The sequence below is a fragment of the Hyphomicrobium sp. DY-1 genome (assembly GCF_047497105.1).
Taxonomy (GTDB): domain Bacteria; phylum Pseudomonadota; class Alphaproteobacteria; order Rhizobiales; family Hyphomicrobiaceae; genus Hyphomicrobium_B.
Genome location: NZ_CP134870.1, coordinates 2,141,966 through 2,156,141, shown reverse-complemented (window position 1 = coordinate 2,156,141; position 14,176 = coordinate 2,141,966). Strand labels below are relative to the sequence as shown.

10 protein-coding genes are annotated in these 14,176 nt (G+C 61.1%); 9 read left to right on the top strand and 1 reads right to left on the bottom strand.

Annotated elements, in window-relative coordinates; translation table 11 throughout:
* Nucleotides 1–64: 64 nt before the first annotated feature.
* Nucleotides 65–2,338 (bottom strand): NADP-dependent malic enzyme, encoded by a 2,274-nt coding sequence (locus tag RLW41_RS10290; RefSeq protein ID WP_414464443.1) that lies wholly within the window; start codon nucleotides 2,336–2,338, stop codon nucleotides 65–67.
* Between RLW41_RS10290 and mutS the strand changes: the two genes are divergently transcribed.
* The 9 genes from mutS to rimI all read left to right on the top strand — a co-directional run bounded on the left by mutS (nucleotide 2,282) and on the right by rimI (nucleotide 14,167).
* The gene (mutS, locus tag RLW41_RS10285; protein WP_414464442.1) at nucleotides 2,282–5,377 is read left to right on the top strand and encodes a DNA mismatch repair protein MutS; all 3,096 of its coding nucleotides are present in this window, start codon (nucleotides 2,282–2,284) and stop codon (nucleotides 5,375–5,377) included. The genes RLW41_RS10290 and mutS overlap by 57 nt on opposite strands.
* On the top strand, nucleotides 5,374–8,172 hold the full coding sequence (locus RLW41_RS10280; protein WP_414464441.1) for a [protein-PII] uridylyltransferase: 2,799 nt from the start codon (nucleotides 5,374–5,376) through the stop codon (nucleotides 8,170–8,172). Before mutS ends, RLW41_RS10280 begins: the two co-directional genes overlap by 4 nt.
* A gap of 134 nt (nucleotides 8,173–8,306) precedes the next feature.
* A complete protein-coding gene (murJ, locus tag RLW41_RS10275; protein ID WP_414464440.1) occupies nucleotides 8,307–9,887 on the top strand; it encodes a murein biosynthesis integral membrane protein MurJ in 1,581 nt (526 codons plus the stop codon).
* Nucleotides 9,888–9,977: 90 nt separating this feature from the next.
* Nucleotides 9,978–11,015 carry a tryptophan--tRNA ligase gene (gene trpS, locus RLW41_RS10270; protein ID WP_409561669.1) on the top strand — a complete coding sequence of 346 codons (1,038 nt, stop codon included), beginning with the start codon at nucleotides 9,978–9,980 and terminating at the stop codon, nucleotides 11,013–11,015.
* An 89-nt stretch (nucleotides 11,016–11,104) separates the two neighbouring features.
* Nucleotides 11,105–11,605, top strand: coding sequence for a universal stress protein (locus RLW41_RS10265; RefSeq protein WP_409561668.1), 501 nt, complete (start codon nucleotides 11,105–11,107; stop codon nucleotides 11,603–11,605).
* Between the two features lie 126 nt (nucleotides 11,606–11,731).
* Nucleotides 11,732–12,286, top strand: coding sequence for a NifU family protein (locus RLW41_RS10260; protein WP_409561667.1), 555 nt, complete (start codon nucleotides 11,732–11,734; stop codon nucleotides 12,284–12,286).
* A 78-nt stretch (nucleotides 12,287–12,364) separates the two neighbouring features.
* Entirely contained in the window at nucleotides 12,365–12,955 is a 591-nt protein-coding gene (locus tag RLW41_RS10255) for a malonic semialdehyde reductase (protein ID WP_409561666.1), read from the top strand.
* Nucleotides 12,956–12,968: 13 nt separating this feature from the next.
* Nucleotides 12,969–13,667, top strand: a complete 699-nt coding sequence (gene tsaB / locus RLW41_RS10250) for a tRNA (adenosine(37)-N6)-threonylcarbamoyltransferase complex dimerization subunit type 1 TsaB (RefSeq protein WP_409561665.1) — start codon at nucleotides 12,969–12,971, stop codon at nucleotides 13,665–13,667.
* Nucleotides 13,664–14,167, top strand: a complete 504-nt coding sequence (gene rimI / locus RLW41_RS10245; RefSeq protein ID WP_409561664.1) for a ribosomal protein S18-alanine N-acetyltransferase — start codon at nucleotides 13,664–13,666, stop codon at nucleotides 14,165–14,167. Before tsaB ends, rimI begins: the two co-directional genes overlap by 4 nt.
* The last annotated feature ends 9 nt before the right edge of the window (nucleotides 14,168–14,176 follow it).

Here is a 14,176-nt window from a genome sequence, read left to right as displayed (position 1 = left end):
TCCGACCTGAAAATTCCCTCGCCCTGTTGGGAGAGGATCAGTGTGAGCGGCCAGAAATAGCCCGCTATTCCTTCCCCGCACCATACGCGGCCAGCGCCGCCATGTTGACGATGTCCGCGTCCGTCGCACCGAACGTGCAGATCTGCACCGAATGCGACAGCCCGGTAACAATCGGCCCAATCAGCGTTGCACCCGCAAGCTCCTTGATCATCTTCGTCGAGATCGACGCGGCGTGGAACGCCGGCATCACCAGAACGTTTGCAGTGTCCGACAACCGGCAGAACGGATAGTGCTCCATCAGGCTGCGATTGAGCGCGACGTCGGCCGCCATGTCGCCGTCGTACTCGAAATCAACGAGACGCTCGTCGAGAAGCCGCACGGCTTGGCGCACCTGCTCCGAACGCTCGCTTTTCGGCTGCCCGAAGGTTGAGTAGGCAAGCAACGCCACTCGCGGCTCGATGCCGAAATAACGCGCAGCCCGCGCCGCTTCGACGGCGATATCTGCAATCTGCTCGCCTGTCGGCAAATCGTGAATGCTCGTGTCGGCGATGAGCACGGCGCGGCCGCGGATCAGCACCAGCGACACGCCGATCACATGGCGGCCGGGCTTCTCGTCCATGACCCGGTGGATGTCGGCATAGACGCTTGTCCAGTTGCGGGTCACGCCGGACACCAGCGCATCGGCATGCCCGTGCACGACCATCAGCGCGGCGAAAATATTTCGCTCATTGGTGACCAGACGCTCGCAGTCGCGCTTCAAATACCCGCGCCGCTGCAATCGCGCATAAAGAAACTCGGTAAACTCATCGAGGAACGGCGACTCGCTCGTGTCGATCAACTCGAATTCCCGGCGAAGCGGAATGCCGAGTTCGCGGAAGCGATCGGTGACGACTTTCTTCCGCCCGATCAGGATAGGCTGTCCATAGCCCTGCTGGAAGAACGTATGCGCCGCACGGATAACGGCAGGCTCCTCGCCTTCGGCAAACACCACGCGCTTGGGATCGTTACGAACTGCGTCGAACGTTGATTGCAACCAGCCCTGCACCGGATCGAGCCGCGCATTGAGGCGTGCAACGTAGCCTTCCATATCGACGATCGGATTGCGCGCAACGCCCGAATCCATTGCCGCTTTCGCGACAGCGGCGGAGACGTGCGGCAGCAGGCGCGGATCGAACGGCGCCGGAATGATGTATCCAGGACCGAACGTCGGGCGCTCGCCAAGAAACGCCGCCGCAACCTGATCGGGAACCTCGGCCCGCGCCAGCGCCGCAATCGCTTCGGCAGCCGCGATCTTCATCGCGTCGTTGATCGTCGTCGCATGCACGTCGAGCGCGCCGCGGAAGATGAATGGAAAGCACAGAACGTTATTGATCTGGTTCGGGTAGTCCGAACGGCCGGTCGCCATGATGGCATCGGTACGTACCGACCTCACCTCTTCCGGCGTGATCTCAGGATCCGGGTTGGCCATCGCAAAGATGAGCGGCTTTGGCCCCATCTGCGTAACCATCTCTCGCGACAGCACGCCGGCCGCCGACAGTCCGAGGAAAATATCGGAGCCGCCGATGACGTCACTCAACGTCCGAGCGTTCGTCTTCTGAGCGAAAGGCGCCTTATAGGGGTCCATCAGCTCCTTGCGACCCTCGTAGACGAGACCTTTGATATCGCAGACGTAGATGTTCTCGCGCTTGAGACCTATCTTCACGAGCAAATTGAGACAGGCGAGCGCCGCAGCACCCGCGCCCGCGCACACGAGCTTCACGTCGCCGATATCCTTTTCGACGACGCGCAATCCGTTCAGTACGCCTGCTGCAACGACGATGGCCGTCCCGTGCTGATCGTCATGAAAAACGGGAATATCGAGCAGCTCTTTGAGCTTCTCTTCAATCACGAAGCAATCGGGCGACTTGATATCTTCGAGGTTCATGCCGCCGAACGACGGCCCGAGATAACGCACCGAATTGATGAATGCATCCGGATCGGGCGTATCGACGAGCAGGTCGATGGAATCGATGTCAGCAAATCGCTTAAACAGCGCCGCCTTGCCTTCCATCACCGGCTTCGCTGCCAGCGCCCCGAGATTTCCAAGCCCCAGAATGGCGGTGCCATTCGACACCACGGCAACGAAATTGCCCTTGCTCGTGTAGGCGTAGGCATCGCGCGGATTTTCGGCGATGGCCTGAACGGGAATGGCAACGCCCGGAGAATATGCCAAAGACAAATCGCGCTGCGTCGCCAACGGCTTCGTTGGCGTAATTTCGAGCTTGCCGGGCTTGCCGTTGGCATGGAATGCAAGCGCTTCTTGAGCCGTCACGTGGGCTGCGCGGTGAAGGGAGGGCATGATGTTGACCGTTCAGGATTTCGTGCGCCAGGGCAGTGTTGCCCAAACACACATCAGGGGATAAGGGCCGGCACGATAGGTTGCGGGAGCCGGGACGGCAACCTATGCATATCCAGCGCTTGGATGGGGCGGCGAGACGTTCCTTTTCGCGCCTTTCGTAAAGCCGAACAGGGCAATTTGAAACGTAATCTCTTGATGTCCAGAACCGACGAGCCGCGCAAGAGCAGGCGGCCAGAATCGGCGCCGTCGGCGCCTGCCGAAGTGTCGCAGAGCAGCACTACGCCCGCGACGCCCGAGGCCACGCCCTCCATGGCCCAATACCTAGAAATCAAAGCGGCCAATCCCGATAGTCTCCTTTGGTATCGGATGGGCGATTTTTATGAGCTTTTCTTTGACGATGCGGTCATCGCCTCCGAGGCGCTTTCGATTGTTCTGACCAAGCGCGGCAAACATCGGGGCGAGGACATCCCAATGTGCGGCGTCCCCGTGCACCGCGCCGACGAATATCTGCAAAGGTTGATCAAGCAAGGGCACCGCGTCGCGGTTTGCGAGCAGCTCGAAGACCCAGCCGAGGCGCGGAAACGCGGCGCCAAGGCCGTCGTCAAACGTGACGTCGTCCGCCTCGTAACCCCCGGCACGCTGACCGAGGAAGCCCTGCTCGACGCCAAGGCGCGCAATTACCTGACGGCCGTTTTCCTCGCCACCCCGGCTGAGTTGGGTCTCGCATTCCCGGACGCCCGCGTCGCGCTCGCCTCGATCGATATTTCGACCGGCGAATTCGAGGTCTCGGAAGTGTCAGGCGTCGATCTTTCCGGTGAACTGATCCGCCTGGCATCGAGCGAAGTTCTGGCTGCCGACACGCTCATCGGCATGGAAGCCTTCGCACGGACGGTCGATTATTCCGGCGGCAAGATGACGCCCATTCCATCCGCCTATTTCGACGGCGCTTCCGGCGCACGCGATCTCAAAGAATGCCTTGGCGTCGCCGATCTCGCCGGTTTCGGTTCGTTTTCACGCAGCGAACTCGCCGCCGTCGGCGCTGTTCTGAAATACGTCGACCTGACGCAGATGGGGCGAAAGCCGCTGCTGCAAGCGCCGCGCCGGTCGGGGAGTGCGGCCCTCTTCATCGATGCTGCCAGCCGCGCCAGCCTCGAACTCGTGAAATCGACGTCGAGCGACAAATCCTCGACCTTGCTTGCCGCGATGGACCGCACCATTACCGGCGGCGGCGCACGCGAACTGCAGGCACGAGTTGCGAGCCCCCTGATCGCGCCGATCACGATCGAAGCCCGGCTCGACGCTGTGTCCTTTCTCGTCGACAACCGGCGTCTCATGGACGACCTTCGTGACTGTCTGCGCGGCACGCCCGATCTCGCGCGTGCCCTGCCGCGACTGACGTTCGGCCGTGGCGGCCCTCGCGACCTTGCCGCCGTGCGCGATGCCATAGACGCGGCATCCAACGCCGCAAATATGCTGAACCGCGCCGCAACGCCGCTCTCGTTGCCGCCCGAGCTGCAATCCATCTGTACGCGTCTTGAGGCCGTTCCGGCAGCCCTTGCGCACGCATTGACGAATGCCCTTGTCGACGATCCGCCGCTGCTTCGCCGAGACGGCGGTTTCATCCGCGAAGGCTACAATTCAGATCTCGACGCGGCACGCGCTCTGCGCAACGACAGCCGCCGCGTCATGGCTGAGCTTGAGACCCGCTACATCGAAGAAACGGGCATCAAGACGCTCCGTGTGCGCCACAACAACATTCTCGGCTTCTACATTGAGGTCACACAACTAAACGCCAAGCCCCTGATGTCGCCGCCGCTGTCCGAACGCTTTCGTCACCGCCAGACGATGGCGAATGCGGTACGCTTTGCGACCTCCGAACTGCTCGAAACCGAAGGCCAGATCGCATCCGCGAGCGAACGCGCACTCAATCTTGAGCAGGAAATCTTCACGTCGCTGACTGAAGACATCTCATCCGCAACGGACGCGCTCGGCGCAGCGGCCGCCGCGCTTGCCGAACTCGACGTTTACGCGTCTCTGGCATCGCTCGCGCTGGAACAGGGCTATGTGCGCCCATCCATCGACGAAACGTCCGCCTTCGAAATTCGCGGCGGCCGCCATCCCGTCGTCCAGCAGGCACTGGCGAAACAGGGCGGGACCGCCTTCATCGAGAATGATTGCATTCTCGGCCGCAGCGGCACCCCCGAGGCCCATCCCGCCGAAAACCAGCTTCCCGATGCCCGCATCTGGCTCGTCACCGGTCCGAACATGGCCGGCAAATCGACGTTCCTGCGCCAGAACGCGCTCATCACCGTGATGGCCCAAATGGGCTCTTACGTGCCCGCACGCTCTGCTCACATCGGGGTCGTCGACCGGCTGTTCTCGCGCGTCGGCGCCTCCGACGATCTGGCGCGCGGCCGATCGACGTTCATGGTCGAAATGGTCGAAACGGCTGCGATACTCAATCAGGCGACGAAACGCTCGCTCATCATCCTGGACGAGATCGGCCGCGGCACCGCAACCTTCGATGGGCTTTCGATTGCGTGGGCGACAGTCGAATATCTCCACGGCGTAACGAAGGTCCGCGCCCTCTTCGCCACACACTACCATGAGCTGACCGCACTCGCCCGCCGTCTCGACGACATCGCCAACGTCACGATGGACGTCGCCGAATGGCACGACACCATCGTTTTCCTGCACAAAGTGAAGCCCGGCGCCGCCGACCGCTCCTACGGCATCCAGGTGGCAAAGCTCGCAGGCCTTCCCGATCCTGTCGTCGCCAGAGCGCGCCAAGTGCTCGCCCGCCTTGAAAAAGCCGACCGCCGGCCCAAAGCCGGGGACGAAAGCATCGATGATCTGCCGCTATTCTCCGTGGCGCGGCCCAAAGGCGCATCAGGCGGCGCGTCGGCCAATGATGAGCCTTCTGCCGTTGAAAAGCTGCTCTTGAACATGCATCCTGACGATCTCTCGCCCAAAGCGGCGCTCGAGAAGCTCTATGAACTCAAGGCTCTGGCCGAAAATTTGAAGAAGACGAAGCCTTGACCGACGATACCGTGAACGTCCTTACCCCGCCGCCCTATTTTGACCGGCTCGCCGCCCGCCGCGAGTTGACGGGGCATTTCAATGCCAGCAACGCCTCGCACGCGGAAGCGCGCCCCAAGGTGCTGGAAAGCCTCAAAGGCCTCGTCAAGAATGCGCGCGAATCTGCCCGCACGGCGCTTGAAGCCGACGGCAACGGTCGCCGCTGCGCCGCGGGCCTGAGCTTGTTTCAGGACGAGTTGCTGCGCCTCATTTACGATTACACGGTGACGCATGTTTATCGCGCCACCAATCCCTCCGACGCCGAACGTATGGCGATCGTGGCGACAGGCGGCTACGGCCGCGGACTGCTGGCGCCGGGCTCCGACATCGACCTGCTGTTTCTGCTTCCTTACAAGCAGACGCCGTGGGGCGAGAGTGTCGTCGAATACATGCTCCTGATGCTCTGGGATCTGGGCTTCAAGGTGGGGCATGCGACGCGTACGGTCGATCAATGCCTGAAGCTCAGCCAGGCCGACATTACCATCCGCACTGCACTGCTCGATTCCCGATTGATCCTCGGCGACACGCAACTCTTTGCCGAATTCGAGGATCGCTTCCGCGCCGAAGTCGTGAAAGGCACCGCGCGCCAATTCATCGACGCCAAGATGGCCGAGCGCGATGAGCGCACGCGCCGGGCCGGCGAAAGCCGCTACAAGGTCGAACCCAACATCAAGGACGGCAAGGGCGGCTTGCGCGATCTCCACACGCTGCAATGGCTGTCGAAATACATCTTCAACCAAGAAGTCGGCGCCGCCGCCGTCGAAGCTGGCATTTTCACGCCGGAAGAAGTCCAGACGTTTCGCCGCTGCGAAGATTTTCTGTGGCGCGTGCGCTGCTTTCTGCATTTCCTCACCGGCCGCGCCGAAGAGGTTTTGTCGTTCGAAGTTCAGCCCGCGATGGCGAAGAACCTCGGCTATACGTCGCGTGAAGGTCTCCGCGCTGTCGAACGCTTCATGAAGCATTACTTTCTGATCGCAAAGGACGTCGGTGACTTGACGACGATTCTATGCGGTGCGCTGGAAATGCAGCAGCTGAAAACATCGCCCGGCTACAAGCGCCTGTTGAGCCCGCTAAGCTGGAAAACGCGCCGCGAAGTCCGCGAAAAAACCGATTTCCGCATCGACAACGATCGGCTCAACGTCACCGACCGCGAGGTTTTCGCGCGCGATCCGGTCAATCTCATTCGCTTCTTTGCGCAGGCCGCGAACACCGGCGCGTATCTTCATCCCGACGCCATCCGGCTGCTGCGTAGCTCGCTGCGCCTGATCGACGACAAGCTGCGCCACGACCCCGAGGCCAACGCCATTTTCCTTTCGCTGCTGACGGCGAAGGGTAATCCCGAAGCCTCGCTCCGGCACATGAATGACGCTGGCGTCCTCGGCCGCTTCCTGCCGGAATTCGGTCGCATCGTCGCAATGATGCAGTTCAACATGTATCATCACTACACGGTCGATGAACATCTGCTGCGCACGCTCGGCAACATCGTTGCTATCGAGCGCGGAGAGCTTGCATCCGAACTGCCGCTTTGCACGGCCATCTTCTCGTCGATCCAAAACCGCCGCGCCTTGCTTGTCGCCGCGTTCATCCACGACATCGGCAAGGGCCGGAAGGAAAGCCACTCGATCGTCGGCGCCCGCATCGCGCGCAAGCTATGCCCGCGTCTCGGACTAACGGCAGCCGAAACCGATCTCGTCGCCTGGCTGCTCGAAGAGCATCTGACGATGAGCAACTTTGCGCACTCACGCGACATTTCAGATCCCGACACCATCCGCGCGTTCGCCGACATCGTACAAAGCCCGGAGCGCCTGAAGCTTCTTCTGCTGCTGACCTGCGCCGACATTCGCGCCGTCGGCCCCGGCGTCTGGAACGGCTGGAAAGGCCAGCTTTTACGCACACTTTATCATGAAACCGAGCCGCTCGTGGCGGGCGGCCACACCCAGATTCCGCGCGACGAACGCATCGACAAAGCGCAGGCGGCACTCCGTCAAGCGCTCGTCGATTGGCCAGCAGACGTCGTCGACGACTTTATCGACCGGCATTATCCGAACTATTGGCTTCGCACCGATCTTTCGACGCAGATCGCGCATGCGAATGTCCTGCGCGATGCCATGCAATCGCGCGGTAAGTTCGCGACCAACATCAAGACCGATGCCTTCACTGCCATCACCGAGCTGACGGTCTTCGCGCCAAACCATCCCCGTCTTCTCTCGCTGTTTGCAGGTGCATGCGCCGCGGCGGGCGCCAACATCGCCGGCGCTCACATTACGACCACCCGCGACGGCTACGCGCTCGATACCTTCCTGCTCAATCGCGAGTTCCAGGACGACGAGGATGAGCTGCGCCGATCTCGCCGCATCATCAACACCATCGAAAGCCTGCTCAACGGCAAAGAACGGCTATCGACGCTGCTCAAGAAAAAACGTATCGGCACGCGCGGCGTCGAAGCCTTCACGGTAGAACCCGAAGTCGTCATCAACAACGCGCTCTCGGATCGCCTGACCGTGCTCGAAGTGTCCGGGCGCGACCGCCCCGGCCTTCTCTATGAGTTGACTTCGGCTCTGTCGGACCTTTCGCTCGACATTTCCTCCGCACACGTGACGACGTTCGGCGAAAAAGCTGTCGACGTCTTCTACGTCACTGACCTCCTCGGCAAGCAGGTCGTCAACGAGACCAGGCAGGCCACATTGCGGGCGCGCCTCCGATCAATCCTCGATCCGGCCCGCCCGAAAAGCGCGACCGAGCCCGCCAGAGTTTGATGCTTGTGCCGGCGCGTGACTTCACGGCCACGGCCCACAAGGCAGCCGCCGGGCCATCAAATTGCCGGATGTCTACGGCCTGAAGCCGGTTTAAGAGGGCAAATCTGCTTTGTGGCACAACGCGAACCTTTTCGATGAATCTTTATAAATCGTTTGCCACCGTCGGCGGCTTGACGCTGCTAAGCCGCGTTTTTGGCTTCATGCGCGATATCCTGATCGCCGCCACACTTGGATCGGGCTGGGTCGCGGACGCCTTCGTCGTCGCCTTTCGCTTCCCCAATCTCTTTCGCCGCCTCTTCGGCGAGGGCGCATTCAATTCGGCGTTCGTGCCGATCTTCGCCAAAAAACTCGAAGGCGACGGCCCCGAAGCTGCCCGACGCTTCGCCGAAGACGCGATGGCGGGCCTCCTTTTCGTGCTGCTGATCGTCACCATTGTCGCTGAAATTGCGATGCCGTTTCTGATGTACGGGTTGGCGCCCGGCTTCGACGCCCGGCCAGAGAAATTCGATCTCTCCGTGCTGCTGACCCGCATCACGATGCCGTACCTTCTCTGCATGTCGCTCGTCGCGCTGATGTCGGGCGCATTGAACTCGGTCGGCCGCTTCGTCGAAAGCGCATCCGTCTCAATCGTGCTCAACGGCGTGATGATGGTCGCGACGCTGATCTCGATGTGGATGGGCTACAAGGCCGAACCGGAAGCCGGCGTCATCCAGGCTTGGGCCGTCTTCGTCGCCGGTTTCCTGCAGCTCGCCGTGCTGATATGGGGCATGCACCGGGCTGGCATGCGTCTCGGCATCCGCCGGCCGCGACTGACAAACGACGTTCGCCACCTTGTCCGGCTCGGCATCCCAGGCGTCATTTCCGGCGGCGTAACCCAGCTCAACATCGCCATCGGAACGGTCATCGCGTCGCTTCAGCCGGGCGCCGTCTCCCACCTCTATTACGCCGATCGCATCTATGAATTGCCGCTCGCAATTGTCGGCATTGCGGTCGGCATCGTGCTGCTGCCCGACGTCGCGCGCCAGCTCAGAGCCGGCAACACGGCGGCCGTAATGGACAGCCAAAACCGCTCGCTCGAATTCGCACTGCTGCTGACGGTCCCCGCAGCATTTGCGCTCGCCGCGATCCCGACCGACATCGTCCGTGTACTGTTCGAGCGCGGCGCTTTCGGCCCGAAAGATACCCACGTCACGGCGTCTGTGCTGGCGATGTTTGCGCTCGGCCTGCCCGCATTCGTGATGATCAAAGTTTTTTCACCGGCCTATTACGCTCGCGAAGACACCAAGACGCCGATGCGCTACGCCGTGATCAGTCTCACGGCAAATACTATCGGCTCGATCGGACTGTTTTTCCTGTTCCGCCATCTCGGCATGCTGCCGCAGCTCGGCATCGCCATTGCAACGGCAATAGGTGGCTGGCTCAACGCCTATCTGCTGTGGGCCACACTGAGCCGCCACAGCGATTTCGTCGCCGACAGCCGCATCAAGCGCAACATCCCCCTGATCCTGTTGGCCAGCGCGGTCATGGTCGCGGCCCTCCTCGCCATCAGCCACTGGCTGTCGCCCCATTACGGGCACGATACAGGGTTTTTGGTAAAAGCCTCGATTCTCGGGATCGAGATCGGCGCCGGCCTGATCATTTACGCCCTAATCATCTTGGCAACCGGCGTCATGACGCTCGGCCAGCTCGGCCGTCTGGCGCGCAAGCAACGTTAGGCAACAACGTTAGACAATGAGCAAGACTTGCGCGGCGGCCGCATGCACGCGATAAGGCCGCCAAATCATTTCAACACCGGTACGGATCCCATGAAAATCACGCCGCGCGTCTTCTCGGGCATGCAGCCGACAGGCAGCCTGCATCTCGGCAACTATCTCGGCGCGATGGTCAACTGGATCAAAATGCAGGACACGCACGAGTGCATCTATTGCGTCGTCGATCTGCACGCGATCACAGTAGCGCAGGACCCGGCCGAGCTTCGCACCGCCATCCGTCAGGTCACGGCCGCCTACATCGCCGCCGGTCTCGATCCGAAGAAGAGCATCCTCTTCAACCAGTCGCAGGTCTCCGCCCACGCCGAACTCGCCTGGATCTTCAATTGCGTCGCCCGCTTGGGTTGGCTCAACCGCATGACGCAGTTCAAGGAGAAGGCCGGCAAGGATCGCGAGCAGGCCTCCGTCGGCCTGTATGCCTATCCCAACCTGATGGCCGCCGATATTCTCGCCTATCGGGCGACGCACGTTCCCGTCGGCGAAGACCAGAAGCAGCATTTGGAACTCGCTCGCGATATCGCACAAAAGTTCAACAACGACTATTCGGCTTCGATCATCGAGAACGGCTTCGCCGACGGCATTTTCTTCCCCCAGCCGGAGCCCGTCATCACCGGGTCGTCGACGCGCGTCATGAGCCTGCGCGACGGCACGAAAAAAATGTCGAAGTCCGACCCATCCGACCTCTCGCGCATCAACATAACGGATGACGCCGATACGATCGCGAAAAAGGTCCAGAAAGCCAAAACCGATCCCGAACCGCTGCCAAGCGACGAGACAGGTTTCGCAGGCCGCCCGGAAGCCGAAAACCTGATCGGCATCTACGCGACGCTTGTCGATAAGCCCGTTGATGCCGTTCTCGCCGAGTTCGGCGGTCAGCAGTTCTCGTCGTTCAAGAAGGTCCTGGCGGACGTGCTCGTCGCCCGCATCGAACCCATTGCTATCGAGATCAAGCGGCTGTCAGCCGATCCTGCCGAGATCGACCGCGTCCTGGGTAACGGCTCGGCGCGCGCCCGCGAAATCGCGTCGCCGATCATGGACAAGGTCAAGGATATCGTCGGCTTCATCCGCAGCTGATCGCTTACCCACACGTTCCCTGAAGTTGCATATGGCGGCAGCACTTGCCGCCATTGCGGCCGCAGGGCGGGAGTGGCAGCATCCGGACCATGAAACCGCGTCGCTCATTCGAAGAAGGCCATCGCCGCAAGTTCCTGATCGTCGTCGACGAGAGCCAGGAAGTCGAAAGCGCGCTCTATTACGCTGCGAGCCGCGTCCAGCGCTCTTCGGGCATGATCATCATGCTCTACGTCATCGAGCCGAGCGAGCTGCAGAACTGGGCGGGCGTCCGTCAGATGCAGATCGACGAAGAGACGACGAAAGCCAAGGCCCTGTTCCGCCTCTTCCGCCGCAAACTCGCCCACGCCGGTTTCGAGGCTGTCGAAACCGAAGATGTGATCCGCGAAGGCCGCACGCCCGAAGAGGTCAACAAGCTCATCGCCGAAGACGAAGACATCGCGATCCTGGTGCTCGGCGCGTCTATCGACGCTAAAGGCCCCGGACCCCTTGTCGCATCCCTGGCGGCAGGCCGTGCGGGCGGCGGATTTGCGGTTCCCGTAACGGTCGTGCCGGGCCAACTTTCACTCGCGGAAATCAAGGCATTGGCCTAAATTGGCCACAAATCCGAGCCGGGCGATAACCTCGACACGGCGATTTGGCGTACCTATATTAGAAGCGTTCCAATCACCCGCCGGCGGGCGATGCTCATTCGGCATCGGACACGAAGTGAGGCCAGCATGTTTATTCAGACCGAAGCGACGCCAAACCCGGCAACGCTGAAGTTCATCCCCGGCCGTGACGTCCTCGCTGACGGCACCGCCGATTTCCGCTCGAAAGGCGACGCTGTAGCCTCACCGCTTGCGGCCCGGCTTTTCGCGATCGACGGCGTCAACGGCGTGTTCCTTGGCTCAGACTTCATCTCGGTGACCAAAGGCAACATCGAGTGGCAGCACCTGAAGCCGATGGTCCTCGGCGCGATTATGGAACACTACATGTCCGGCGCCGCGGCAACGGACGAGGAAGACGCCAACGACAGCAGCGCCGAAAACTACGATCCGCAGGACGAATCGATCGTCGCCACGATCAAGGAGCTGCTTGAAACTCGTGTGCGCCCCGCTGTCGCACAGGACGGCGGCGACATCACCTTCTCAGGCTTCCGCGACGGTGTCGTCTACCTGCACATGCGCGGCGCCTGCTCGGGCTGTCCCAGCTCGACCGCGACGCTGCGGCACGGCATCGAAAATCTCCTGAAGCATTTCTTGCCGGAAGTGCAGGCCGTAGAACCGGTCTAAACTGAGAATTTCTTCCTTTGAACCCCGCCTCGGCGGGGTTCTTCGTTTCTGGACCTAAAAACAACCACGGAAATGGAAATGACCACACCACTCGATCATGCCGCATTCGATCAATTGTTTGATAAGGCACGCACAAACAATAAATGGCAGCCGCGCGACGTGCCTGACGATCTATTGAAGCAGATTGTCGAGCATATGAGATGGGGTCCGACGAGCGCCAACTGTTCGCCCGCTCGAATTGTTTTCGTGAAATCGCCAGAAGCGAAAGAGCGTCTAAAACCGCACCTCAGCCCTGGAAATGTCGATAAAACAATGGCCGCACCCGCGACCGCGATTATCGCCTACGACTTGAAATTCTACGAATATCTGCCGCGCCTCTATCCGCCGGCAGACGCCAAAAGCTGGTTTGTCGGCAAAAAAGAGCACGCCGATACGACGGCATTTCGAAATGGCAGCCTGCAAGGCGGCTATTTTATTCTGGCAGCCCGCGCGCTTGGCTTGGATTGCGGGCCAATGTCAGGCTTTAACAATGCCGCCGTCGACGCCGAGTTCTTCGCTGGAACCGACATAAAGGCGAATTTCCTATGTAATCTGGGATATGGCGACCCGGCGGGTGTTTATCCACGTTCGCCACGATTTAGCTTCGACGAAATGGCATCAATCGTATAAAAAGCCGCCCGGAATGAATATTCTTTCGCTCGATACCTGTTTTGATGCCTGCTCCGTCGCGGCGGGCCGGGGGCTTCGTTCGCTCACCCCCGGCATTTCGTTCGCATTCGAGGGTATGCAGCGCGGCCATTCCGAGCGATTGATGCCCATGATCGAAATGGTCATGGCCGAAGCATGCCTGAAATTCAAATCGCTCGACCGCATTGCGGTCACGTTTGGACCGGGCACATTTACAGGCACGCGCATTTGCGTTTCTGCAGCGCGCGCGCTTGCTCTCGCGACGGACGCTCAATTCGTCGCGATTTCGAGCCTCAAGCTTATGGCGATGAGTCCGAGAATACCCGCAGCACCGACTCGCTATGTCGCTATCGCGACCGACGCTCGGCGTGACGAAGTTTATATTGAGGTTTTCGATCGCCATTCGCTGCAAAGCCTTGCCGCTCCGCAATGCCTTGCAATCACCGACGCGGTAAAAGCCTTAGGGACAGCGCCCATCGTCGTCGCCGGTTCCGGTGCTGAAGCGCTTGCCGCAGCCGCCAACCGCGAAGGCATCGAAGCAACGGCGATCCTGCCGGACCTGCTGCCCGATGCCCTCGATCTGCTGTTTCCGGCCTGCGAGATGCCGGTAACGGATAGCCTCCGTCCGCTTTATCTCCGCCCGCCCGATGCCAAGCCGCCTGCCCCAAGCCCGTTCCTCGGAGCCGGTGCATGACGAACGTCACGCCGTTTCGGAACGTGAAACACGCAAGCATGCTTTGGGCGTCGCCGGATCGAGCGGAGGAAATCGCGGCGCTGCACGCTAAACTTTTCAATCCGGCCTGGGACACCGATGCGATCAAGGGCCTGCTCGAACACCCCGCCGCCACCTCGTTGATCGCCGTCGCCGGCGGCCAGAAAAAATCCGTCATTGCCTTTGTCATCGGCCAGCTCGCCGCCGATGAAGCCGAAATCCTTTCCATTGGCGTCTCGCCCGATTGGCAGCGGGTCGGCCTTGCCACCGGTCTGCTGGAGGGCTTGAGCCGGGCCGCCCGCCGTGGCGGCGCCAAACGCATCTTCCTTGAAGTTGCAGAGGACAACGAAGGCGGCATCGCGCTTTATCGCAAACTCGGCTTTACCGAAGCCGGACGCCGCAAGCGTTATTACGAACGCCCCGGCAGCACAGCCGTCGATGCTTTGACGCTCGTTCTCGATCTCGACGCCGCGAAAGCCTAGCGTCGATAT

Coding starts and splice junctions, on each gene's coding strand:
- tsaB (WP_409561665.1), top strand. CDS start 12,969: ATGAATATTCTTTCGCTCGATACCTGTTTTGATGCCTGCTCCGTCGCG.
- RLW41_RS10260 (WP_409561667.1), top strand. CDS start 11,732: ATGTTTATTCAGACCGAAGCGACGCCAAACCCGGCAACGCTGAAGTTC.
- RLW41_RS10290 (WP_414464443.1), bottom strand. CDS start 2,338: ATGCCCTCCCTTCACCGCGCAGCCCACGTGACGGCTCAAGAAGCGCTT.
- RLW41_RS10265 (WP_409561668.1), top strand. CDS start 11,105: ATGAAACCGCGTCGCTCATTCGAAGAAGGCCATCGCCGCAAGTTCCTG.
- mutS (WP_414464442.1), top strand. CDS start 2,282: ATGGAATGCAAGCGCTTCTTGAGCCGTCACGTGGGCTGCGCGGTGAAG.
- murJ (WP_414464440.1), top strand. CDS start 8,307: ATGAATCTTTATAAATCGTTTGCCACCGTCGGCGGCTTGACGCTGCTA.
- rimI (WP_409561664.1), top strand. CDS start 13,664: ATGACGAACGTCACGCCGTTTCGGAACGTGAAACACGCAAGCATGCTT.
- RLW41_RS10255 (WP_409561666.1), top strand. CDS start 12,365: ATGACCACACCACTCGATCATGCCGCATTCGATCAATTGTTTGATAAG.
- trpS (WP_409561669.1), top strand. CDS start 9,978: ATGAAAATCACGCCGCGCGTCTTCTCGGGCATGCAGCCGACAGGCAGC.